Source organism: Candidatus Babeliales bacterium (genome assembly GCA_035455925.1).
Classification (GTDB): Bacteria; Babelota; Babeliae; order Babelales; family Vermiphilaceae; genus SOIL31.
The window spans coordinates 1-24,719 of sequence record DATIEE010000009.1 but is presented as its reverse complement, the minus strand read 5'-3'; the positions used below and the strand labels follow the sequence as shown (position 1 = coordinate 24,719).

Sequence of the window (24,719 nt, the reverse complement as noted above, 5' to 3'; positions counted from 1 at the left end):
CTTTACTCTAAAGATGATGAATAAGAACTACTTTCACGACGCTCTCCCTCTTGAGCTTGTAGCTCAAGATCAGAAAGATCATCACCCAAATATCTTTTTCTAAATGATTTAACGCCTGTTCCTGCAGGAATTAGTTTTCCTACAATCACATTTTCTTTTAAACCAAACAAATGATCAACTTGTCCACACATTGCTGCTTCAGTTAAAATTCTTGTTGTTTCCTGAAATGATGCTGCAGAAATAAAACTTTCCGTATCAAGTGAGGCTTGAGTAAGACCCATTAACATTGTTTTACCTACTGCGGGACGTTTTCCTTGAGCCCGTAATGCAGCGTTAACTGTTTGACAATGGATATAATCGACACGATCTCCAATAAGAAAATCACTTTCTCCACCATCAACAATACGTATCTTTCGTAACATTTGGCGAACAATTACCTCAAAATGTCGATTGTTAATATCAACATCTTGTGATTCATAGATTTTTTGAATTTCACGAACAAGATAATCTTGAACTTTTTCAATTCCCAAAATACGTAAAATATCATGTAATACAGGAGCGCCTGCAGTTAACGGATCTCCAGCGCTTACATGCTCACCATCAACCACATTCAACTGTTTACCACGCGGAACTAAATATTCATGACGATCTGCACCCGTCACAACGCTAACTTTTCTAAAGCCACGATGCAATCCGCCGATGACAACTTCTCCATCTACGTCCGACAAAATAGCTGCATCTTTTGGAATTCGTGCTTCAAAAAGTTCTGCAATACGAGGTAAACCTCCCGTTGTAATATCTTTTGATTTCGCAACTTCACGAGGCATTTTAACAAGCACATCGCCAATATCAACACGTTGTTTTTCTACAACGTTGACGTATGATCCTTCTGGAAGAAAATATTGCGTTAATTCTTCACCTTTATCATCAACAATACTAATAGCGGGCTGGTATTGTTCGCCACGCGTTCTCATAACAATAATTCTTGATTTACCCGTTGCTTCATCAAACCGCTCATGTATCGTGATATTTTTTATAAGGTCAAGATATACCACTGTTCCAGCTTTTTCAGTCATTAGAACTTTATTGTATGCATCCCAATCTGCAAGCTTAGTACCCTCTGCAACATCTTGTTTATCTTTAACATATATAATAGAACCATATTCTAAAACATGATTCTGTAATTCACGTCCATCTGGGGCAACAATAAGAATTCGAGCTTTCCTGCTCATAACAACCATTTGACCTTGTGGATTAATTACGACACGTATCCCCTGCCATTCAACAGTCCCATTATATTTTGCATTAACAAAAGGTTGTTCTGTAAGACCACTCGCCAAACCACCTATATGAAAAGTTCTCATAGTAAGCTGAGTACCTGGTTCACCAATTGACTGCGCTGCAATAATCCCAACTGTTGTTCCTTCATCAGCAATTCTACTTTTTGACAAATCATAGCCATAACATAAAGCACAAACACCACGTTTTGCCTGACAAGAAAGAACTGATCGTACAAAAACTTTAAATACTGCAGAATTATCCAGTTTTTCCATTAATTCACGGGTTACAACCTCTCCACAGCTTATAAGAAGTTCTCCTGTAACAGGATCTTTAACATCCGCTGCAAGAACACGCCCAAACACACGTTTACCAATCGGATAAACTGTATCACCTGCATCTTTTAGGTCTACAATTTCTAAATAACCAAGAGTATTACAATCATAAATTGTTACAACAACATCTTGAGCAACATCAACTAATCGTCGAGTTAAATAACCAGAACTTGCTGTTTTAAGTGCTGTATCAGATTGTCCTTTACGCGCACCATTTGTTGAAATAAAGTATTCAAAAACGCTTAAGCCTTGTTTAAAATTAGATTTAACTGGTATTTCGATAATCTCACCAGTTGGCTTTGACATCAATCCACGCATACCAACAAGCTGCTTAACTTGATCTTTTGTACCACGAGCTCCAGATTCCAACATCATAAATACAGGACTAAATGGTTTATTATGACGATCTTCATTAGCAAAAACTTTTTTATCTGCTATATCAAGCTCATTATACATAGTTTGCGCAACAGCTGCCGTTGAATCTCTCCAAATACCAACAACCTTATTATAACGCTCGCCATTCGTAATAATACCATCCATATATAGTGATTCAATTTTTTCAACTTCTTTTTCAGCCTTATGGACAATAGAATCTTTTTCTGCTGGAACAATAAGATCTTCAATAGAAATTGAAATACCAGAAATAGTAGCATAATAAAAACCAAGATGCTTAATTCTATCTAAAAATAATACTGTAGCATCCTTACCAAATTGGTAATAAACTTGTTCTACCAACTTACCTAAATCACTACGTTTTAATATTTTATTAATTAGATGAAACGCAAAACCTTCCGGTAATGATTCATACACTAAAACACGTCCAACAGTAGTTTCTACAATTTCATTAGTAGACAAACGGACTTTTATTACTGCATGAAGTTCAACACTATTACATTGAAACGCTGTAATAACTTCCGCAACATTTGAAAATACTATCCCTTCACCACGCGACCCTTTACGAATTTTAGTCATAAAATGAAGACCAAGAACCATATCCTGAGAAGGAACAGTTACTGGACGACCATTAGAGGGAGAAAGAATATTATTTGTAGATAAAATTAAACGATCACTTTCCAATTGAGATTTTTTACTTAAAGGTAAATGTACCGCCATTTGATCGCCATCAAAATCAGCGTTAAATGCAGAACAAACAAGAGGATGAATTTTAATCGCTTTACCATCAACTAATATAGGATAAAAAGCTTGGATCCCCAAGCGATGTAATGTTGGTGCACGATTAAGCAATACGGGTCTATTGAATACTATTTCTTCTAAAACATCCCAAACTTCTGGACTCAATTCTTCAACCATACGACGAGCAACTCGCATATTAGATGCCAATTCTCGTTCAATTAATCCTGCATAAATATATGGTTTAAAAAGCTCTAAGGCCATATTTTTAGGTATACCGCATTGGTCCATACGTAATTCTGGATCTACGACGATAACTGATCGACCAGAATAATCAACACGACGACCAAGAAGATTCTGTCTAAAACGACCCTGTTTACCACGAAGCATTTCACTTAATGATTTTAATGGACGCTTATTAGAACCACGAACGGCTTGACCTCTTCTACCATTATCAATAAGCGCATCCACTGACTCCTGCAACATACGCTTTTCATTTTTGATGATAACACCAGGCGCATCAATTTCAATAAGCCTTTGTAAACGAATATTTCTATTCAAAACACGGCGATATAATTCATTTAAATCAGAACTTGCAAAACGACCACCCTCAAGAGGAACCAATGGACGCAAATCAGGTGGAAGAACTGGTAATATAGAAATCACCATCCAGTCAGGACTAATCCCACCATGAACAAGACCTGTTATCACTTTTATACGTCGAGTTAATTTATGACGTACCGCAACAGAACTTGTATGAATATAATCGGCCTGAAGTTTTTCAAGTTCAATCTTTAAATCCATAAAGCTTAAAATAAGACGAATGGCTTCTGCACCTATTTCGGTCATGAATTCTGTATCATCAGAGCGCTGCATAACGTAATTTTCATATTCAACTGAAGTCAACAATGTTTTTGCAGGATAAGGAGACTTACCTTGCCTAATAACCATATACATATCAAAGTAAATGACACGTTCCAAATCTTTGACTGGCATATCAAGAACTAACCCAAGATAACTTGGAATTCCTTTCAAATACCATATATGACAAACCGGCGCAACAAGTTGAATATGCCCCATTCTTTCACGACGAACACGTGATTGAATAACTTCAACGCCACATTTTTCGCAGGTAATGCCCCGATGCTTCATACGTTTATATTTTCCGCAATTGCATTCCCAATCTTTTACTGGGCCAAAAATACGGGCGCAAAATAAACCATCTCGTTCGGGCTTTAATGTTCTATAGTTGATCGTTTCAATTTTTTTTACTTCACCATATGATAGCGAACGAATTTTTTTTGGAGAAGCAAGACTAATTTTAATAACATTAAATTGCGTAACGTTTATATATTCTTTAAAACGCTCTAGCATTTGATTACTCACTAACATTCTCCTTGCCAAATTTGAGTAAATCTACTTGTAGATTTAGGCTCTGAAGTTCTTTGATAAGCACATTAAATGACTCTGGAACACCTGAGTCTGGTAAATCATCACCTGCAATTATAGCTTGATATGCTTTATGCCGTCCCGTTACATCATCAGATTTAATGGTTAACATTTCTTGTAAAGCATATGCCGCTCCATACGCTTCCATAGCCCATACTTCCATTTCTCCAAGGCGTTGTCCACCTTGTTGCGCTTTACCACCCAAAGGCTGCTGAGTTACAAGAGAATAAGGCCCGACAGAACGTGCATGCAACTTATCATCAACCATATGATTTAGTTTCATGATATAAATATTGCCAATGGTAACAGGTTGCTGGAAATATTCTCCTGTTCTACCATTTCGAACCATGAACGATCCGGAAGTCGGCAGATTAAGATCTTTTAATATCGGTACAATATCTTTTTCTAATCTAGCACCGTCAAATACCGGTGTTTTAAAATGAACACCATCTTCAGCTGTTTTACGTGCAAGCGTCATGATACCTTCTTTGCCATAATTGATTTCATAATCAGCTATGACATCTTCACCAAAACAGTAAATCAAATGTTTTTTTACAGCATCATAGCCATCAACTTCTAAAAGCTGCTGTACTTTATTACCAAGCTCTTTACCCGCAAGACCTAAAATAGTTTCTAAAATTTGACCAACATTCATACGAGATGGAATACCTAATGGATTAAGCACAATATCAACAGGTGTACCATCATCAAGATATGGCATATCTTCTCGTGGAACGATTGCTGAAACTATACCTTTATTACCGTGACGCCCAGCAACCTTATCTCCAACCGAAATATGACGCTTCATTGCAATGTAGACTTTAACCATTTTAATAACGCCAGATGGCAGAACATCACCTTTTTTAAAATGATTAATACGATCTTCTTTAAGTCCTTCTAAAATACGAAGTTGATTCTCATAAGAATCTTTTAATCGTTTTAGCTCTTCTTGTACAGACTTGTCTTTCAATTTTAATTTAAAAAGTTCATCAAAGGAGATATTTTTTAGCTCTTCTTTATTAAATTTACCTGCACGAACGCCTTTTTTGCCATCAGTTGATGCGGGCACGTGATCATGAATAATTCTGCATGCCTTGTCCATGATCATTTTTTGCAAGAAAATAGTATGATGAGTATTATTCGCTTCTAATTTTTCAATATGTTTTGCTACTTCTTGCTTATAACGAGCATCTTTTCGCACACCACTTCTTGAAAATATTTTCACATCAATAACGGTTCCTTCTATTCCTGGTGGAACACGCAATGAAGTATCTCTTACTTCACGCGATTTTTCTCCAAAAATAGCACGTAATAATTTTTCTTCCGGAGAATACTGAATATCACCTTTTAATGTTACTTTACCTACAAGAATATTACCTGGCTTAACCCGCGTACCAACACGAACAATACCATCCTCATCCAAACTTTCTAATGCTGATTCGCTTACGTTAGGTAAATCACGTGTTAATTCTTCAGGCCCAAGCTTTGTATCGCGTGCGTCAACAATATATTCATCAATATGCACAGAAGTAAGCTCATTATCACTAACAAGACGCTTATTTAATACAATAGCATCCTCAAAGTTGTAACCATGCCACAACATAAATGCCACAGAAAAATTCTTTCCTAAAGCTAATTCACCATCAGAAATTGAAGCTCCATTGGTCAGAACATCTCCTGCCTTCACCACTTCACCACAACGAACAATTGGTGCATGATGAATCCACGTACTATAGCTGGAACGCTGGAATTTTTTTAAATGATATGTATCAATACCATGCGTTACCCAATCTTCAGTATTAAAGCACTCACTTTCATCAATACGAACAATGATTTTATCAGAAGAAATATATTCAACAACACCACTTCGTTTTGCTAAAATTAAAGCACCTGATGATTTAACAATTTCCTGCTCCATACCAGTACCAACGATTGGTGCTTTTGTCGTAATTAATGGAACAGCTTGGCGTTGCATATTCGCACCCATAAGTGCACGAACGGCATCATCATGATCAAGAAATGGTACTAATGCAGCAGAAACAGAAACTAGCTGCTTTGGGGACAAATCTATATATGTAATCTTTTCTGCATCGACATACAATAAGTTATCGTCATGTCGTGCAAATATTTTTTCTTTTTTTAATTGGTTCGTTTCAGGATCAATTGCATCCGCCTGAGCAATGTAATTACCAGACTCTTCAAAAGCATCTAAAAAGACAACTTCATTCAAAATCTTGCCATTGACAACAGGCCTATATGCTGTCTCAATAAACCCTAAATCATTTACCATCGCATAAGTAGCTAGGGAAGAAATTAGACCAACTGTCTGGCCTTCTGGAGTCTCAATTGGACAAATTCGACCATAATGAGATGAGTGAACATCTCTTATTTCAAACGTTGCACGATCTTTTAAAACACCGCCTGGCCCGAGAGCAGACAAACGACGCTTATGTGCTAACTCTGCCATTGGATTTGTTTGATCCATAAATTGAGAAAGTTGACCAAGCCCAAAAAACTCTCTAATAACTGCACTAAGAGGTTTAACGTTAAGAAAATCTTGAGGCATCAACGCACCATGAGATTCTTGCATCCTAAAACGCTCACGAACAATTCTTTCTATGCGCGTAAATCCAAGATACATCTGATTGTTTAAGAGTTCGCCAACCAACCTAACACGTCGATTTCCCAAATGATCAATATCATCAAGCTCACCCTCTCCGCGTTCTCGTAAATTTACAAGATAACGAATAGTTTGAACAATATCATCTTTTGTCAAAGCTAATTGATCTTCTGGTGTCGATAGAGCTAATTTTCGATTCATACGGACACGTCCAACACGCGTTAGATCATAAAAACGATTATTAAAAAGCAAATTATTTAATCGCTCTTCAACTTCTTTGATTGATGAAGTATCGCCCGGCCATATCTTTGAATGCAGATCTTTTAAGGCAGCATCTTGTGTGTTGCACTTGTCTTGCGCTAAAGTTAAAGCAATAGTTGGTTGCAACGCGTAACCATTTGATCTGATCAATTCAAATTGAACTTCATCAAACTTTTTTAAAACCTTAAAATGATTTTCCGAAAAAAGTTCGCCTTGCTCAATAAGAACCTCACCGGTAGCTGAATCGACAACATCATTGGCAAAGACTCGACCAACCAAACTATCAGGCTTAATTGTTAACGCTTTAATGCCAATCATTTTAAACTTGGCTAACAAATCTTTTGTTACCCTACGACCAACAAAATCATCTTCATCTTCAACAGAAATCATTCCCTTTTCAATACGTTGACCAATAAGATTTTCGTCTATTGCACGATAATATTGATCTTTCTTGAATGAAACAATGTCGAATTCATAAAAAAGAGGAATAATTTCATCTCGCGAGAAACCAAGAGCCTGTAAAAATGTCGTTACGTATAATTTTTTCTTCTTATCAATACGTACGTATAAAATGTCATTACTATCAGATTCAAAATCAATCCAAGATCCACGCATTGGTATTATACGAGCCAGATAATACGGTCTACCACGAAAATCTTTAAGCTTTTTACTTTGTGAAAAGACTACCCCTGATGATCTGTGCAACTGACTAACGACAACACGATCTACGCCATTGATAAGAAATGAACCTAAATTACCAAGCTTAAATCTTCCTTCTTCTTCAAAAAAATCTGCCATAACCGGCAAGTCAGCAAAAAAAATGTCCTGCTCTTTAATATCACGAACTATTTTATTGCCATCAGCACTCGTTGTCCAACTAATTAATTGTACTTTAATTTTTAAAGACATCGAAAAAGTTTGACCACTTGTGCGACATTCATCTAAAGAGAGTGGCATATGAACTGTTGCACGAACTAAACAATTAGAACATGTAATATAACGAGCAGTTTTTGCTTTACAAAATACACATGACTGATCTTTAGACAAACGTGAGCAATCAGACTTATTACATGAAGTACAATGCCACTGATAACGACTTTCAATACCAATCAATTTTCCACATGTACAAGCCCAACGCCCCAATTCATAACTAACATACTCGAGCGAGAGCTTATCTTCATACTCAATAGGAAAAATATCCCGCAATACTTTTTCAAGCCCAATAAGCTTTCTTTCATGCGGTAAATAGTCGAGCTGAACAAAATCATTAAATGATGTTGATTGTATTTCAATTAAATTTGGTACCGGAACAACGTCCTTTATTTTACCATATTGCTTACGAAGAGTACTCTTGCTTATAAGTACATTAGACATTAAGACCACTCCTTACTAACGCCAAACTATGTGGCCAATCAAACCTTATCCCCCACTACGCCGCCAAAACAAAAAGCCTACATAACAATATGTTATGCAAGCTCCACTTTTGCACCAACTTCTTCAAGCTTTTTTTTCATTTTTTCTGCATCAGCTTTTGACACTGATTCAGCAATAACAGCTGATGGTTCTTCTGTTAATTTTTTAGCATCAGAAAGTGCGAGATTAGGAATAACTTCACGCAAAGCTTTAATTACTTTTATTTTTTCAGTACCTGCATCTTTAAGTGTTACTTTGTATTCACTTTTTTCTGCTGCTACTGGAGCCGCTTCTGCTACTGGAGCCGCTGCTGATGCCATTGGCATAGCTGCTGAAATTCCAAATTTTGATTCAAGAGCTTTGACAAGATCCGCAAGCTCAATAACCGACATATTGCCAATTTCATCAATAAATTTTTCGTAAGATTTTGCTGACATTGCAACCCTTAAACATTAAAAAATAACTATTAAACAATTACTATCATCTTCAATACACAATAGACCTTCAACACTATGCTTGCTTTTGTTTTTCAATCTCTTTTAAAGCAACCAAAAGTTTTACAATCATAGAATTAAGTCCACATACAAATGAAATTAATGGAGCATTAAGAGTACCACAAAGCTGAGCTAGTAATACTTCTTTTGATGGAAGCGAAGCAATACGAGTGATTGCTGCTTTATCCAAAAACTGCGCATCAATACAACCAACAACAAGACCAAGCGCTTCATTTTTTTTAGAAAAATCATTCAGTGTCTTAGCTATGCCTGAAACACCAGAGGTATCATAAGCAAAAACAACTCCCAATTGATTTTTACAATGAGAAAGAAGCCCTTCAACGCCATCAACACTTGCAAGCGCTCGTTTAATAAGCCGCATCTTTGCAATTTTGAGCGAGCCGCCTTTTTCACGCAATTGTCTTCTTAATTGTTGCATTTGAACAACAGTCAGCCCAGAATAATTGACAAAAAAAGTACCCTTATTTGTCAAAAAATCTTTCTGAAACAGTTCAACAACCAATTCTTTTTGTTGCCGATTCATCGCAACCTCTTTACCTATAAGGAACGCACAAATTCATCAAAATTAACTGAAATACCAATACCCATTGTTGATGACACTGTCATCCGCTTTAAATACTTACCTTTAGCAGTTGCAGGCTTTACAACTAACACTGCCTTGACTAGCGCATCTAAATTGTCACGAAGCTTTTGAACGTCAAATGAAACCTTACCCACCGAAAAATGAATAATGCCCTGTTTATCGTTTCTAAAAAAAGCACGACCTCTTTTTAAATCTTCAACAATTGACTTCACGTCAAAAGTAACGGTACCAACCTTTTTATTCGGCAATAAGCCACGAGGTCCCAACACACGTGCAAGAATACCAACAGCACCCATGACATCCGGCGTTGCCACTGCATAGTCGAAATCAAGCCACCCACCTTGAATTTTTTCAATAAGATCTTCCATTCCTACAAAATCAGCGCCTGCTTTCTTTGCTTCATCAGCAAATTCGCCTTTTGCAAAAACAATGACAACTTTTTCTTTACCTTTACTATGAGGCAAAACAACAGAACCACGAACTGTTTGCTCGCCCTTAGCAGGATCTATACCCAAATTGATTGCTACATCAACGGATTCATCAAACTTAGCAAAGGAAAGATCTTTAACTTGCTGCAACGCTACACCAACACCAAGATCACTGCTAGGCTTCTTTGATATCGCAATTCGATATTTTTTTCCATGCTTAGCCATTATATTTTCCTAGCTCAATCAACAACATCAATTCCAATACTTCGCGCACTACCAGCAACAATTTTTTTTGCCTGATCCATATCCATTGCAGTTAGATCTTGCATTTTTATTTTCGCAATTTCTTCAATATCTTTCCATGAAATCTTTCCAACTTTAATTTCATGTGGCCGAGCAGAACCTTTTGTCAGGTTAATTCGTTTTTTAATAAGCTCGGTAGTAGGCGATGTTTTAACCCTAAACTCAAACGTACGATCCGTGTATACAGTAATTTCTACCGGCACAGTTTCGCCCTTACGACCAGCTGTTTGCGCATTAAATGCCTTACAGAACTCCATAATGTTAACTTGGTGCTGACCAAGTGATGATCCTACAGGAGGAGCTGGAGTTGCACTGCCACCTTGAATCTGAAGCTTAATTTTTGCTTTAACTATTTTTGCCATAGTAGACAATTACCTCACTGATTATCGCTTAATTTGATGAAAGCCAAGTTCAACAGGGGTCATTCTGCCAAAAATGCTAACCATAACCGTTAGCTTCTCGTTATTATAATCTACGCTATCAATAATACCGACAAATCCAGCAAAGGGCCCCTCAACTATATCTACTTCACTGCCAAGTGAAAATTCTTCTCGAGCAACTTCAATCGCTACCTCTCCTTTTACCTGAGAAATAATGCGATCGATCTCTTTTTGTGATATTGGTTCAGGGTTCTTTCCTCCCAAAAATCTCAATACACGAATACTTGCCGTTACAACACGAAGCGACTCTGGAGTCATCTCCATTTCGGCTAAAATGTAACCAGGAAAAAGCTGCTGATCAGCATTATCATCCATTGCAAACATCGGCTTTGACTTAGCAGAAGGCACAAGAATTTCACCAAAAAAATCCTGCATTCCTTCAGCTTGAATTCTTTTTTCAATATCCAGCTTAGCTGCCTGTTCATAACCTGCATACACTTGTACAACATACCAGCGCTTCATATGTATTTGTCCTGTCAAAAACTAGTAACCACTATACAATCCAACTACAAACCGCCAGAGCTCAGTAAGCCCTTTATCAACTAGCCCTAGATAAATTGAAAAAAAAACCATGAGTAGCAAGACAACAATTGTTGAACCTACAAACTCATCAAATTTAGGCCAAGTAACTTTGGAAAGCTCAAGTTGCACATCTTTAACAAACTGCGTTACATTTTTTATCATTTTTCTCTTCTTTCTATGGCAGGCCAGGAGGGACTCGAACCCCCAACCGGCAGATTTGGAGTCTGCTGCTCTACCAAATTGAGCTACTGACCTACAAAAGGCCTATTTTGTTTCTTTATGATCATTATGTTTACGACAACGCGCACAATATTTACTCAACTTTAAAGAACCAATAGTTCTTTTTTTTGAAACAACCTGAGTATAATTGCGCTCTTTGCATATTTCGCAAACCAAATGAGTAGTTTTTCTATTTTTTGCCATAATTATTATAAAGACATTTAAAGACCTTAAACACAATACTTATCTGGAGCCCGCGACCGGGATTGAACCGGTGGCCTCTTCCTTACCAAGGAAGCGCTCTGCCTCTGAGCTACGTGGGCATGAACCGTAATCCTTACGGTTTACTATAGATTAATTAAAAAAAGAGAAAAAGACAAACTTTTTTAACACCTATTGTGTATTAGAAATCAGAAATATATTGCGTTTTTAAAAATGGAGCCGGCGACAGGATTCGAACCAGTGACCTGCTGATTACAAATCAGCTGCTCTACCAACTGAGCTACGCCGGCATTATATCTTTCTGGAGCGGGAAACGAGGGTCGAACTCGCAACCTACAGCTTGGAAGGCTGTCGCTCTGCCAATTGAGCTATTCCCGCACATTTCAATCGTTTTACTTTTTCTCATAAATTTATGACCCTAATTATTTTTTCAAATTCTTTTGGGTCCAGCCATATCAAAGCAAGCTGTAAAAATCTGGTGGCGAGGGCTGGATTCGAACCAGCGAAGGCATAGCCGATGGATTTACAGTCCACCCCCTTTGGCCGCTCGGGAACCTCGCCGTACCCAAGCATACTCAACAAGCTTGTTCAACTATAATAGTGCCTTTCTCGATAGATTTCAACTTATTTTTGCTAAAAACACCAATATTTTATAAAAAACTTAAAATTTTATCTCTTCTTAATGAATAACGTCTAAAACAATATAGCTCCATACCCGATTGACGAAATATACAAACAATGATATAATTGCAATTAGAATAAGTAGGATTAAAAACATAAAGATATCGCAGCGCTATCAGAAACAGCCTCTAAAGGAATTATTTATGAAAAAAGTATATATTATTTTCTTAACCGCATTATCAATTATGACAACAATACAAACATTCACCATGCAGCAAGCAGGAATTAAAGCTGCAGCGCCTCATTTCACAAAAAAAATATTTAGTAGTTCTATGACGGGAATCCATTGGTTAATTGCCGCAGGAGATTCTTTATATTCTGGAGCGCAGAATGCAAAAACACTGCTTAATGAAAAAAAATCTCTTGAAAAACTTAATAATGCAGATCAAGAAATAACTGACTTCATACTATCAACATTAGAAAAAACAAATTATGTAAATATTGATGCAATAAAAATAAATCCTAGTTATGACTTTTTTGGCATACCAATGGGAACATTTAATAAACATATTATGTTAGCACCAGAAACCGATTCTGAAATAAAGCAAGCACTAGCAACCAATGACCAAATAATACTTAATAAATGGCGGGCAACATTGGAACATGAAAACAGCCATCGAAAACATAATGATCTTTGGTGGAGAGTTGCTGCTGATATAACATTACCATTTTTAACTCATACATCAGTAAAAATTATCCGTAATGCTATTCCTATTGCTAAAAAAACAAGAAGCTTTATATCAGAACAATGTATAAAAATACCAACCGCTTTTGGAAAAAACCTTATCACTACGATAAGCAAATTTACTGTTCAAAAGCATCAAGAACAACGTGCCGACAATGAAATTTCTGACGACATTAATATGCTCGTCGGAAAAAAGACTGTATTAAGCGAAAATGAACAGAAAAGAATTAAGTTTTTTAACCCCTCCAACAAACTATCTCCAAAACAATATGAATGGTTAATCTGGTCACTTAATTTTTTTGAATCGCATCCCCTGCCAAATGAACGTATTAAAAAACTTGATGAACGTATTGCATTGCTCAGAAATCAATCTCCAGATAACGAACGCACTATTTTATAATAAAAAATTAATAGCAAAATTGACAAGTCTTATATTATTGATACAATTAAATTTGAAATATTAATTGTAATTTTTAAACCACATTTTTACACATAAAAGGAATTATCTATGTTCAAACATTCATTCAAAACATATGCTTTGTCGATTATTATTTTATCCATTAATGGATACGCACTACCTGAAGACGCTAACAAAGAAACATCAATGACCGATTATATTGCTCATAAATACATCGTGTCAACACTAGGACCAGAGCAAAAAATTATTATTAACGACACAAAGCCAAATGGCTTTTCCGAAACTATCCAAAAAGAATTTGAGGCAAAAGAGCTTGTTCTTTCTGATCATGAAATACAAAAAATAGCTTTTAGCCTTGCCTTACATAACAGAAGCTTTAACACAAACATCATTGATCAATCATGCATTGATAAATTGGAAATTGTAGGCAATGGTGAAAGCAAAACACATCATCTTATTGAAAGCCTTATAAGCGACCATATTAATACTACCATTGGTAATGCATTTACCGCTTTAACGCTATGCCATCCAACAACCGATACAAAAATTTTACGCAATCGGCAAGAACTAATCTCCACCCTTGCTACTCACGAACAGTTAATTACAACTATTAATGACTCACTTAAAAAAATCAACTCTGTCGAAAAAAAATCTTTTATTTTCTGGCAAGAAAAACCAACCAAAACGAAAAAACATTAGCGCTTCTTCGTTTTGGTTGGTTAAACAATTATATTGAGCTCAACACAAAGCCTTTTGCTTTAGAATCAACTAATAAGCAATTATGGGCACTCTTTCAACTAAGCCCCATTGCCGGACTAATAAAAGCTCGCACATGGACCAAAAACAACTATCCAGAATGGCTTCCTTTAGCAAATGGATATATTGCAATATATGCTGTAACCAACGCATTAGCAAATTATTTTATTGGAAGTACATTAATTAAAAATGAAATAGCAATTTGCAACCACGTACAGGATATTCTTATCGCAACCGCATCATATATTAATGAACTCAAGAGCATTAGTTTAGCAATAGGCAAACACAAATCACTCGTCAACCTCCTGCCTTCGCTTAAACCATTAGCAGATTTTACTGATACAACAAAACATTCAGCTAAGCTCAACAAACTGCTTAAAATACTTAACACAAAAACCTTTACTGGTAAATCATCAATTCTTTCCTACACAGGCCGCGTACTTGCTGCATATGAGCTAATAAAACAAGTTAAAGATGAACTTGCTCCTGTTTATGCTGCTGCAGGCGAGCTTGATATGTACGTTGCGCTCGCTAAGCTCTATAATGACCGCCAAGATAAACAAGCTCAATACTGCATGGTAAACTTTATTGAAAACAGCACAACGCCAATTATAGATGCACACAACTTCTGGAACCCATTTGTTAATCCTGATACCGTTATAACCAACAACATAGCCTTTGATGGATCATGCCCAAATAGCATTTTGACCGGACCAAATACTGGCGGTAAATCAACTATTATTAAAGCAATTATGCTTAATATACTTATGGCACAAACATTTGGTATTGCACCATCTGAAAGCCTGACGCTAACGCCATTTGCTAAGCTCAATTGCTTCATGAATATTTCTGATGACATTGCGACAGGAGCTTCGCTCTTTAAATCAGAAGTAATGCGTGCAAAAAAACTTCTTGAATTAGTACAATCATTAGGCAAAAATGAATTCAGCTTTGTTATTATTGATGAAGTGTTTACCGGAACATCTCCACAAGAAGGTGAAATTGCTGCACTGCGTTTTGCGGAGCATTTGGGTGTGTACAAAAACAACATCAGCATTATCGCAACACATTACCCGAAAATGGTTGATTTACAAACTACTACCAATGGCACATTCCATAATCACCACGTTGAAATCTTACGTAATGAGGATAATTCACTCAATAGAACATTTAAACTAAAAAATGGCCCTTCATTCTTTAATGTCGCATTTGATATCCTTGAAGAAGAAGGATTATTTATTTAATATATAATTATAAACAATAATAGGGCGGCATGTTAAAACATGTCGCCCTATTTACCTGTACCAATAAACCTATATCTACTCAGCAAACAATCATTTTGCTTAAAAAAAAGAATAATGGTAAAATATATTTATAAATACAATGTTAAAAATCAACAAAGGAAACTTAATGAAAAAGCACACGCTATTGCATCTACTTGTCCTTGTATGTATTCCATACAATACCACAATAGCAACACCTAATCATTCCAAGGAACAACCAGTTTTTATTGAAAAATGGCTACCAACTGTATATAAAGTCGCATGGATGGGTATGGTAGCTACCGAAGCTATTTCTTTCATGTTTCCATCAATACATTATGCATTATATGGTACTAACAATGTTGCAATAAATACCAAAAAAATAATTTTTGATAGTCTTTCTTCAGTAGGCTTACAACAACCACTCGATATCAGAGAATCACGTAGCTTATGGACCAGTTTAGGAGAAAACGCATTTTCTCACCGAGGTACTTTTTTCATTAATCCTAAAGCCTTTAATCAAAATGACCTTTCTCCCTCGCTCAAAAAAGACATTGTATCTGCCGCGGTTGCAATGAATTATAATTATGATGCTAGAATTCTTGGAGCTTCAATTATTATACCGCTTACCGTCTGGACAATTGCACACTATGCGAACGTTCTCATACAAAAAATAAATCAATCAAATAACACATCATGGCTGACAAAAAAAATAGTCGAATTGGATGAACACTACAAAAAATCATTTTTTATTAAAACAGGTGTTTCATTAGGTATTATTTCTGCGTATATACTTTACCAAAAACATCTTATTGCCAATATCGCCAACATGTTAATAGCTGGAAAACAACATGCGCGTATTAAATAGTCACTATGCGCTTATCAGAATCTTCATGATAATCAAATGAAATAAAACAAACATTATGTGTTAAAAGTGGCTGAATAACTTCTGGCCATTCAATAAACGCCCAACTATTGGGTTGATATAAATATTCATCAAAGCCCTGTAATTGAAATTCTTCAACACTGCTTATACGGTATAAATCAAAATGATAAAAATGTTCATTTTTGTTATTACTGTATTCGTTAACATACGTAAAAGTTGGGCTGGTGATAGTACCAGTAACACCACAACTGCGTAATAATGCTTTAATAGTTGTTGTTTTACCGGCACCAAGAGGACCACTGCATGCAAAAACCTGACAATACGGCATCAGTTTTTTAAGTTCTTGAATTACCACATCATGATCATCAAGCGAATAAATAATTTCTTTCTTATAACCGTCCATAGCACAACTCTATAATTTATTTAGTTTTTTTAATAATACTCGCTCATGCTTACTAACCTGAGCTTTTTTTGTACCTCGATTTTTTCGCTGTAAATTTATATCTTCACTTTTCATTGGCACTATCGCACTGCCCTCCATCATTAATCGATCTATATCCAATTGTTCATCCTGCATTTTAACTATTGAAGTAAATTGCTCGTGCTTATTCGTCTTAATTTTTAATTCTTGTACGACCAACTGATGAAAACTAACGGAATCAATTGAAGGAATAGTATAGCGCTCAGCCCACTGATTTAATTCTCTATCAGACGATACTAACAAAAGATCTTTTGCCCGATGTGCATCTACATAACTTTTAATATAATCATCAGCGCTATCATGAATACCAGAATAGACAACAGTGACTTTGTTAATAGATTCTTTGAACGGCCATTCGTGAGGGCCACCATCAAAAACTATAACTATTTTATGTCCCTTGCGACGTCCATAGAGACTAAGTTGCGCAATAAATTGTACACGCTCTTGATCAGTAATTGTCTTTTTATAAGGAGGCACAGCACGTAAAAGATTGTATGCGTCAATAATAATAATCATACATATCCGTCAGTTAGCATTTATTTTTATTATATACTCTATATAATATAGTGTACCATATATGCTCATGATTGTTATGACCAACCAATAAAAATAGTACAAAAAGAAGCTATCTCGAATTTTTTTAATATATATTTTAACTTATAGGTGAATATATACCTTTGTAAAGTAGACAAAGTAATAATAAAACTCTGCTTTATGGCAAAAAATAGAAAGTAAATAATTATGATAAATAAACAAATCATTTCGCTTATTTTGGCTGCAACTTTTACATTTTCACATGCAACATCTGAGGAAGTTAGTACGTGCTCTCACTACATTACACTATACAAAAAAACGATGCAAGAATGCCCAAAAGAAATGGCTTGCCTGGGGCTAACTATGATTACAAACGGACTCGCAGCTGCATACGTATCCTGTAAATTGTCAACCGATCAAACCCCAATGCAAATTTTTAGTATTTTTACCATAGCTTCAGGAATCGCAATTTTATCTGAAGTTTTTTCAACAAAAAATATTATTGAAACAGTCGACATCACCCATACAACTAACGATTAAAAAACAACACACTAGAACAAAGCCCCAGCAACGATAACTATCGAGGCAATCATAATTTTTTGTGCGATACACTATAAGAATGCATATGTATCCTAAAGGACATATGAATTTTTTTTATTAATCAATAACAGATCTGTCAATATCTAATGCCACCCCATTTGACTACATCTTGGAATCATAGCTTGATTATACTGTTCTAACATATCAACAATTTCCGCACATTGAAGTTGTTTCGCAAGTAAAATAGAATGCGATCTAACATCACCATTATGCTTAGTATTCCAAAGAAGAAATTTAATAAAATCTTTATTTTTTAATGTAATACCATAAGAGAACATAAACTGCATTAACAATGGTGTCTTCACAGAATGATAATTGTACTTTTCATATAATTTTAGTGTCAATCTTTCTCTGCCATCGTTAAATAAATTATAAATTTCTTCATGGATATACAAAGCCCCCATTGAACGCAATTGAAACATTTTCTTTTCATCCCCAGTTTCGCATGCTAATGCATAGTTTTCATTTAGTACATCTTGAGAACAAAGAAGAGCACGATACGCTTTATTAGAACCTCGTAATGCATTCCTAGTAAACCGATCAATATAACAACCAATATTGTAAATCATAATATCATCTGAAATATATTCCATGCTCATGATGTCAGCATTAGGAATATACAATAAAAACAATCCCAGAAAAAATTTATAATTCATGTTATCCCTAAAGTTCTTTTATAATGCCATCAACAATGGTCAGCGTTTTATCCTGAACTGCTTGTACAAACTCTCTATCATGACTTGCCACAATAATAGTTATACCTTGATTACACAATTTTTTAAGCAATTGAATAAGAATCATACTATTTTCTTGATCAAGAGCAGACGTAGGTTCATCCAGAAGCAATACTTTTGGGCCAAGACACAGCGCACGAGCAATTGCAACACGCTGTTTTTGACCACCAGATAGACTTGTAGGATATGCATTCTGATGTTCACGCAAATCTAACAAGCCAAATAACTCAAAGACTCTTTCCTCAGCTTCTTTACGAGACATTTTCATCGTTACCATCAATGGCTGTATACAATTTTCACGGGCCGTTAAATGTGGAAAGAGATTAAAATTCTGAAACACAAAACCAATTAGTCGTGATCGCTCTTGCTCTGATATATTCTGTATTTGTTTTCCATCAACAATAATTTCTCCATCCGAAATTTCTTGTAAATGAGCTATACATTGTAACAATGTTGTTTTTCCTACACCACTTTTTCCTACTATAACAGTAATAGATGATGCAGAAAAATCGCAGGTGATATTTTGCAATACAGGTGTTCCACAACCAACTTTTATAGTTTTACTAGTCAAATTATAAATATTAATCATATGATAATTTCCTTTCTACACAAGATGTAAGGCTATTGAAAACAAATGCAATCATCACATATACAACAGAAATAACAATATACATAGTTAGCGGATTAAGTTCTCGTGCTATAACATTTTTTGCCGCACCCGTTAATTCTAAAACTCCTATAGCAGAAATAATAGAGGTACTTTTTAGCAATTGATCAAGCTCTCCTGACAATGAAGGAATAATAATGCGAACCACTTGAGGTAATATTACATATCTAACCGTATCACATGATGTATATCCCAAGACATATGCTGCTTGCCATTGACCCACGTCAATAGCATTAATTCCTCCACGTATAATTTGACTAATATACGCCGCAGAGCATATACCAAGCGAAAAAATTCCAGCAGTAGTTGCAGAAATATTAACGCCGACCAATTCAGGTAAAACAAAATAAGCCATAAGCAGCTGTACATAAAAAGGGATTGCACGTAATAAAAAAGTAATAGTATCGAGAAAAGTTGATAATGTAGAGATCCTTAACCGCTTACACCGTAAAATGCCCAGTACAGTTCCTAAACTAATTGCAATAACAAGCGCCGCAACCCAAAGAAACAATGTCATCGCTGCTCCTTGAATTAATAAAGGTAATGCATTTTTAACAGAAAAAAACGCGTCGTACATCATAATTTATTCCCCTAATTTCCAACGTAATTCTAAAGCTTCCAATAAACCATCATTTTTCATTGAAGTAATAACATTTTCTGTTATATCAACAAGACATGGATTTTCTTTTTTTATCGCTATTCCACATCCATAAGTGATACATTCCTGAGGCAAAACAACATCAATCGTTTGTAATGCTGGATTTTTTTGAGCAAATTGACGTGCAATACGGGGCTCTAAAATAGCAGCAACTGATTTTCCAAAACGTAAATCAAGAATAATATCAACAACAGAATTCATTCGTTTTTTTTCTATAAACGGATATTTATCAAGAAATGCTTCCTGAGAAGAACCTGATTCTACACAAACAACACCATTCGTAATATCACGAAAATCTTCCATCGATCGTATATTTTGTGGAGTCTCATCCCAAAAAACGACATTAAATGTCTTTATATCTTCACCAGTGTACTGCACCATTGCTACATTTTTAAGCCGAGCTTGAGTAATATCAAGTCCTGAAAAAATCATATCTATTTTATTTTGTTCAAGAGCAATAAAACATGATGCAACTGAACCAAGATCTTTAATAACCAGTTTTTTATTCATTCGTTTAGCAAGCTCTTGTGCACAGTCAACATCAAAACCTTCGTATTCTCCATTATTAGTAATACTCATAAACGGAGCCCATCCACTCATCATACCAACAACGAGAGTATCATCAGATTTTTTCGTTGAACGTAATGCAAGTATGCCAACAATTAACACTATCCCAATTACTACTATAATTAAAAATATTTTTCCATACATAAAATTTTTGATCATATTTTTGATCATAATAATTCCTTTATAAAAATGAATAAGTATTTCACAATAAACACAACAACATTATCAGTGCACAAATATATTCAAAAAATATACACAAATAAAAGCGTGAAAATTGTATCGTTATGGTAAACGGCTATATTGTAAAAACACAAAAAGTAAAAAACAAAATTATTTTTTAATGAGAGAAATGATGGAGATGATGAGCAGATATAACAAAAAAAGCAACGTTATTATCAAATAAAAAACTTTCTGATACAAGAATAGTATCAGTATATGTAAGAAAATCAGAATTATTTTGTAAACAGGTATTTACAAACAATTTCATAAAAAACCTTTCTTTAATAAAACAACGATTAAACAAATATAATACTATCTACAAACTATCAATATTCTTTATTTAGGTCAATATTTATTTTCAAAGTGTATCATATATCTTCACTATTGTTACAATCAATCAATAAAAAGCGTACAAAAGCAAGCTTTATTGAAATTTTTTAATTAAAAAGTAAACTTATAGGTGAATATATACCTTATGAAAAAAATGAAAAATAATTAATTATGATAAACAAGCAAATCATTTCGTTTATTTTAGCCACAACTTTTACATTTTCATATGCAACATCTACTGAAAATAACAGTAAAAACTTTGCTCATATTACATTATATAAAAAAATTATAATTGAACATCCAAAAAAGGTTTCTTTCTCTATGTCAGCAATTATAAGTGGCCTCGTAACTTACAGTTTAGGAGCAAACATAGAAAATTTCAATGTGACAATGCTTTGTGGTTGTGTTGAAATAGGTATAGGACTTGCTATTTTATGTGGAATCTTCTCGGAAATGAATAATGCTGAAACGGTCAATATTCCTAACGTAACCAACAATCAAAAAAATAGACTGTAACATTATTTTGTCTATTCTACTCATCTAATAAACGCTGTAATGATCTTATCGGCAATAAAGTTGTATTTGCATAAAATCCTTCTTGTCCTGGATATAACACATAACCTTTTGATTCAGGGGAAAGAGAACAAAAATAATTAACATTTTTAACAAAATTAGGTTGCAAGGTTGCGCCAGCCTTAATTTCAATTGCCTTAATAGATCCTCCCCATTCGGCAATAAGATCAACTTCATGGCCCGCTAAATCGCGCCAGAAATACAAATTTGGTAGTAATCCTTTATTTAATCGAGCTTTTAATAATTCCAGAACAACCAAATTTTCATATAAACTACCCTTTAAATAATGTGTCTCAACTTGACTCTCTTGCTCAAGCCCCAACAATGAGCACGCTAAACCGGTATCATAAAAATAAAGTTTGGGTTTTTTAACCAAACGCTTGCTAAAATTCTTATGAAATGGTTGCAATAAAAATAGTATGTAACTTGCTTGCAAAACAGTGAGCCATTTATAAACCGTTGTATGAGAAATTCCACAATCTTGAGCTAAAGATGAATAATTTATTACTTGACCAATCCTACCCGCACATAATTTAATGAATGTCTGAAAAAGGCCTAAATCCTCAATATTTTTTATTTGCCGTACATCACGCTCAAGATAAGTTTGGATATAACTGGGAAAAAACTCGGTAGGATTCATATTTCTTTGATACAGCCCCGGATAACCTCCACGAAAAATAACTGACTCAAACTTAGTTGATTCAAAATTGAGTTCATTCATACTCAACGGTAACAATGTCAGCATGCCAATACGTCCAGAAAGCGACTGTGAAATTTGTTCACTAATCACAAAGTTTTGTGAACCGGTCACTACATAACGTCCTTTTTGTGGGGATTCATCAACGATTTGTTGAAGATATGATAATAATTCTGGAACATGCTGCACCTCATCAAAAATTGCTCCATCATGATAACGAGCCAAAAAAGCTCGCGGATCATTCTGTGCTTGCAATCTAATATCCAAATTTTCCAAATTTATGTACGGAAAATGAGAAAATAAAGCTTGCGCTAAGGTTGTTTTGCCTGATTGTCGTGGCCCTGTGATACTAATTATAGGGTAAATCTTAGCAAAACGTTCTACAATAGACCAAACAGATCGATTAAACATAATAATTCCTTCAAATTGAATCTCATAAGTTCAATTTGACACATGATATTATAAAAGTCAATCTAGCATAATTTATTTTTAGTTATTATAATAAATAAACGTAATTGTTATCATAAATATATTTATTTAAAGGACTTTTTATGAAAAAACTTTCTTTACTTTTTCTTGTTCTCACAATTTTTCCCTTTTCTACACACTGTGGTGGTGACAATACTAAAATAACAGGAGTTGTCCTCTGCATAGTGGTAGTAGCAATAGGTAGTTATGCAGCTTATCAATATGGTATGCCTAATACATGGACTGCAAATACAGAAAAAATATTGCCTGATCCACTTAATCATACCAATAACGAAACTCCTAATCCTCAGCCACAACCGCAGATAAATCTAGACCTTAATCCTCAGCCAGAACAACCACAAATAAACTTAAATATTAATTCTCAGATAGAACAACCGGAGATAAATCCAAACAATAAAGAAATTCCACATCTCAACCAACCAGATAACATTATTCCATCAAAAAAAATCCCTGCTCTCCACGCACAACACAACAGAAAGCAATTTATAGAGCTACTTCACACAGCATGGGATTAAAAAAACAAACTATTTTATAAAATATGACGTTAATTGATATAACGTCATATTTTATAAAACCATAAATAACTATAGAAATTAATTTTTAAGAATGATATATTAAATAAAATGATTATATATTAAAGGATTATTATGAAAAAATTATTTATTATATCACTCTTTTTTGCAACCATACCAACCTATACTATGCAACCTAAAGAAAAATTTCTAATTGGAACATACTTCACCTTATTAACTAGCTATTTTATATATGAGTTTTGCATTAAAACGCCTGAAGTTCGAGATCAAGAATATCAAAAAAGATTGCAACATGTAGGTGAAGCAAATGTAAGAATAGGCTTAGCTAGTTTACAACCTACGCTCACTCTTATTACAGATAAAACACACATTAATAAAAACCCGCAATCTAGATAAAAAAAGAATAATACCATTAAGTAGATATCAAATTAAATGTCAAAACTTATTCAAATGCGCAATCGCATTCAAACGATTGAAACAATAAAAAAAGTCACTGATGTAATGCGTATTATTTCAATGTCAGCGCATTCACGTCTTAAAGCAAAACAAGAACCTTTGAATGATTATCTCAATACACTTATAGTATTACTTTCAAAAATACAATACGTTACGCCCTCATGGAAACATGAGCGACTTATACCAACAACTGATAACACCAACCCTCTCATTATCGTTATCGGATCACAAAAGGGCTTATGTGGAGGATTTAACACACAACTAACTAAATTTTTAAGTGAATATCTCCTCGAACATCCATCCGTTCACTATCATTTTACTGCTATCGGTAAAAAACCTATTGATTATTTAATTAACAATTATCCTGATCAATTAATCTGTTCGTTTCCTGTTATAACCGCTCGTAATTTTTTAACAATAGCACAAGAAGTCACTGATCTTATTATGCTTGCAACACCTGCTTACACATCAGTTACCATAATAAGTAATGTATTTAAAAATTTCTTTGTACAAAAAGCAACTGTAACCAAACTGATTCCATTCAACATACAACAAATATCTACTGAAATAGCACCGCCAACAGAAGGGTATCTGTGGGATGAATCACCAGCAGAAATTTTAAATACACTCGCGGTACAATATATTGAAGCTCAATTACAACATCTCATATTTCAATCATTACTCTCTGAGCATGCCGCGCGATTTATTTCTATGGACAACTCAACGCGTAATGCAAATCATTTATTAAACAGCACTAAATTAGAATATAATAAA

The 24,719-nt window shown here is 34.7% G+C and carries 26 protein-coding genes and 5 tRNA genes; 9 read left to right on the top strand and 22 right to left on the bottom strand.

The genetic code is table 11. The features are described 5' to 3' along the window. Nucleotides 1-2: 2 nt before the first annotated feature. The 14 genes from rpoC to VLB80_01800 all read right to left on the bottom strand — a co-directional run bounded on the left by rpoC (nucleotide 3) and on the right by VLB80_01800 (nucleotide 12,280). The gene (gene rpoC / locus VLB80_01865; protein HSC24943.1) at nucleotides 3-4,130 is read right to left on the bottom strand and encodes a DNA-directed RNA polymerase subunit beta'; all 4,128 of its coding nucleotides are present in this window, start codon (nucleotides 4,128-4,130) and stop codon (nucleotides 3-5) included. Next, a complete protein-coding gene (gene rpoB / locus VLB80_01860) occupies nucleotides 4,123-8,448 on the bottom strand; it encodes a DNA-directed RNA polymerase subunit beta (protein HSC24942.1) in 4,326 nt (1,441 codons plus the stop codon). Before rpoB ends, rpoC begins: the two co-directional genes overlap by 8 nt. Before the next feature lie 92 nt (nucleotides 8,449-8,540). Next, a complete protein-coding gene (gene rplL, locus VLB80_01855) occupies nucleotides 8,541-8,924 on the bottom strand; it encodes a 50S ribosomal protein L7/L12 (protein ID HSC24941.1) in 384 nt (127 codons plus the stop codon). 73 nt (nucleotides 8,925-8,997) lie between these two features. Next, a complete protein-coding gene (rplJ, locus tag VLB80_01850; protein ID HSC24940.1) occupies nucleotides 8,998-9,525 on the bottom strand; it encodes a 50S ribosomal protein L10 in 528 nt (175 codons plus the stop codon). A gap of 14 nt (nucleotides 9,526-9,539) precedes the next feature. Beyond that, nucleotides 9,540-10,238, bottom strand: coding sequence for a 50S ribosomal protein L1 (gene rplA / locus VLB80_01845; GenBank protein ID HSC24939.1), 699 nt, complete (start codon nucleotides 10,236-10,238; stop codon nucleotides 9,540-9,542). A gap of 14 nt (nucleotides 10,239-10,252) precedes the next feature. After that, complete coding sequence (rplK, locus tag VLB80_01840) at nucleotides 10,253-10,678, bottom strand: 50S ribosomal protein L11 (protein ID HSC24938.1); 426 nt, start codon at nucleotides 10,676-10,678, stop codon at nucleotides 10,253-10,255. 21 nt (nucleotides 10,679-10,699) lie between these two features. Next, nucleotides 10,700-11,218: a transcription termination/antitermination protein NusG gene (gene nusG / locus VLB80_01835; protein HSC24937.1), complete on the bottom strand. Its 519-nt coding sequence runs from the start codon at nucleotides 11,216-11,218 to the stop codon at nucleotides 10,700-10,702. 21 nt (nucleotides 11,219-11,239) lie between these two features. Further along, nucleotides 11,240-11,440, bottom strand: a complete 201-nt coding sequence (gene secE, locus VLB80_01830; GenBank protein HSC24936.1) for a preprotein translocase subunit SecE — start codon at nucleotides 11,438-11,440, stop codon at nucleotides 11,240-11,242. Between the two features lie 16 nt (nucleotides 11,441-11,456). Then, nucleotides 11,457-11,533 (bottom strand) — tRNA-Trp (locus VLB80_01825). A 9-nt stretch (nucleotides 11,534-11,542) separates the two neighbouring features. Next, entirely contained in the window at nucleotides 11,543-11,701 is a 159-nt protein-coding gene (gene rpmG / locus VLB80_01820; GenBank protein ID HSC24935.1) for a 50S ribosomal protein L33, read from the bottom strand. A 44-nt stretch (nucleotides 11,702-11,745) separates the two neighbouring features. After that, nucleotides 11,746-11,820, bottom strand: a tRNA-Thr gene (locus VLB80_01815). Nucleotides 11,821-11,933: 113 nt separating this feature from the next. After that, nucleotides 11,934-12,009: transfer RNA gene (locus VLB80_01810), tRNA-Thr, on the bottom strand. Nucleotides 12,010-12,021: 12 nt separating this feature from the next. Then, nucleotides 12,022-12,097 (bottom strand) — tRNA-Gly (locus VLB80_01805). A 98-nt stretch (nucleotides 12,098-12,195) separates the two neighbouring features. Then, nucleotides 12,196-12,280, bottom strand: a tRNA-Tyr gene (locus VLB80_01800). A 263-nt stretch (nucleotides 12,281-12,543) separates the two neighbouring features. Here VLB80_01800 and VLB80_01795 point away from each other — a divergent pair. The 4 genes from VLB80_01795 (at nucleotide 12,544) to VLB80_01780 (ending at nucleotide 16,389) form a co-directional block, all read left to right on the top strand. Beyond that, complete coding sequence (locus VLB80_01795) at nucleotides 12,544-13,485, top strand: M48 family metalloprotease (protein HSC24934.1); 942 nt, start codon at nucleotides 12,544-12,546, stop codon at nucleotides 13,483-13,485. Between the two features lie 108 nt (nucleotides 13,486-13,593). Next, complete coding sequence (locus tag VLB80_01790) at nucleotides 13,594-14,202, top strand: hypothetical protein (protein ID HSC24933.1); 609 nt, start codon at nucleotides 13,594-13,596, stop codon at nucleotides 14,200-14,202. A 572-nt stretch (nucleotides 14,203-14,774) separates the two neighbouring features. Continuing rightward, nucleotides 14,775-15,503 (top strand): hypothetical protein, encoded by a 729-nt coding sequence (locus VLB80_01785; protein HSC24932.1) that lies wholly within the window; start codon nucleotides 14,775-14,777, stop codon nucleotides 15,501-15,503. A 166-nt stretch (nucleotides 15,504-15,669) separates the two neighbouring features. Then, nucleotides 15,670-16,389: a hypothetical protein gene (locus VLB80_01780; protein HSC24931.1), complete on the top strand. Its 720-nt coding sequence runs from the start codon at nucleotides 15,670-15,672 to the stop codon at nucleotides 16,387-16,389. On the opposite strand, the gene tsaE is transcribed toward VLB80_01780, so the two are convergent. Together tsaE and VLB80_01770 are read right to left on the bottom strand one after the other, a co-directional pair. After that, on the bottom strand, nucleotides 16,382-16,810 hold the full coding sequence (gene tsaE, locus VLB80_01775) for a tRNA (adenosine(37)-N6)-threonylcarbamoyltransferase complex ATPase subunit type 1 TsaE (GenBank protein ID HSC24930.1): 429 nt from the start codon (nucleotides 16,808-16,810) through the stop codon (nucleotides 16,382-16,384). The genes VLB80_01780 and tsaE overlap by 8 nt on opposite strands. A 9-nt stretch (nucleotides 16,811-16,819) precedes the next feature. Further along, entirely contained in the window at nucleotides 16,820-17,404 is a 585-nt protein-coding gene (locus VLB80_01770; protein ID HSC24929.1) for an NYN domain-containing protein, read from the bottom strand. Between the two features lie 225 nt (nucleotides 17,405-17,629). On the opposite strand from VLB80_01770, the gene VLB80_01765 reads away from it, so the two are divergent. After that, complete coding sequence (locus VLB80_01765) at nucleotides 17,630-17,962, top strand: hypothetical protein (GenBank protein ID HSC24928.1); 333 nt, start codon at nucleotides 17,630-17,632, stop codon at nucleotides 17,960-17,962. 143 nt (nucleotides 17,963-18,105) lie between these two features. On the opposite strand, the gene VLB80_01760 is transcribed toward VLB80_01765, so the two are convergent. From VLB80_01760 to VLB80_01740, 5 genes are all read right to left on the bottom strand, one after another. Beyond that, nucleotides 18,106-18,678: a hypothetical protein gene (locus VLB80_01760; GenBank protein HSC24927.1), complete on the bottom strand. Its 573-nt coding sequence runs from the start codon at nucleotides 18,676-18,678 to the stop codon at nucleotides 18,106-18,108. A gap of 7 nt (nucleotides 18,679-18,685) precedes the next feature. Continuing rightward, on the bottom strand, nucleotides 18,686-19,345 hold the full coding sequence (locus VLB80_01755) for an ATP-binding cassette domain-containing protein (protein ID HSC24926.1): 660 nt from the start codon (nucleotides 19,343-19,345) through the stop codon (nucleotides 18,686-18,688). After that, nucleotides 19,338-20,000 (bottom strand): amino acid ABC transporter permease, encoded by a 663-nt coding sequence (locus VLB80_01750; protein HSC24925.1) that lies wholly within the window; start codon nucleotides 19,998-20,000, stop codon nucleotides 19,338-19,340. Before VLB80_01750 ends, VLB80_01755 begins: the two co-directional genes overlap by 8 nt. Before the next feature lie 6 nt (nucleotides 20,001-20,006). Further along, nucleotides 20,007-20,819 (bottom strand): transporter substrate-binding domain-containing protein, encoded by an 813-nt coding sequence (locus VLB80_01745; protein HSC24924.1) that lies wholly within the window; start codon nucleotides 20,817-20,819, stop codon nucleotides 20,007-20,009. A gap of 166 nt (nucleotides 20,820-20,985) precedes the next feature. Further along, nucleotides 20,986-21,135, bottom strand: coding sequence for a hypothetical protein (locus tag VLB80_01740; GenBank protein HSC24923.1), 150 nt, complete (start codon nucleotides 21,133-21,135; stop codon nucleotides 20,986-20,988). Nucleotides 21,136-21,368: 233 nt separating this feature from the next. On the opposite strand from VLB80_01740, the gene VLB80_01735 reads away from it, so the two are divergent. Next, nucleotides 21,369-21,713: a hypothetical protein gene (locus tag VLB80_01735; GenBank protein ID HSC24922.1), complete on the top strand. Its 345-nt coding sequence runs from the start codon at nucleotides 21,369-21,371 to the stop codon at nucleotides 21,711-21,713. 16 nt (nucleotides 21,714-21,729) lie between these two features. Here the strand turns inward: VLB80_01735 and VLB80_01730 are convergent, their stop codons facing one another. Continuing rightward, entirely contained in the window at nucleotides 21,730-22,878 is a 1,149-nt protein-coding gene (locus VLB80_01730; GenBank protein ID HSC24921.1) for an ATP-binding protein, read from the bottom strand. A 140-nt stretch (nucleotides 22,879-23,018) separates the two neighbouring features. On the opposite strand from VLB80_01730, the gene VLB80_01725 reads away from it, so the two are divergent. The 3 genes from VLB80_01725 to VLB80_01715 all read left to right on the top strand — a co-directional run. Then, nucleotides 23,019-23,471 (top strand): hypothetical protein, encoded by a 453-nt coding sequence (locus VLB80_01725; protein HSC24920.1) that lies wholly within the window; start codon nucleotides 23,019-23,021, stop codon nucleotides 23,469-23,471. Between the two features lie 132 nt (nucleotides 23,472-23,603). Continuing rightward, nucleotides 23,604-23,885 carry a hypothetical protein gene (locus VLB80_01720; GenBank protein ID HSC24919.1) on the top strand — a complete coding sequence of 94 codons (282 nt, stop codon included), beginning with the start codon at nucleotides 23,604-23,606 and terminating at the stop codon, nucleotides 23,883-23,885. A gap of 36 nt (nucleotides 23,886-23,921) precedes the next feature. Next, nucleotides 23,922-24,719, top strand: a 798-nt coding sequence (locus VLB80_01715; protein HSC24918.1) for a FoF1 ATP synthase subunit gamma, incomplete at its 3' end; no start/stop codon positions are given.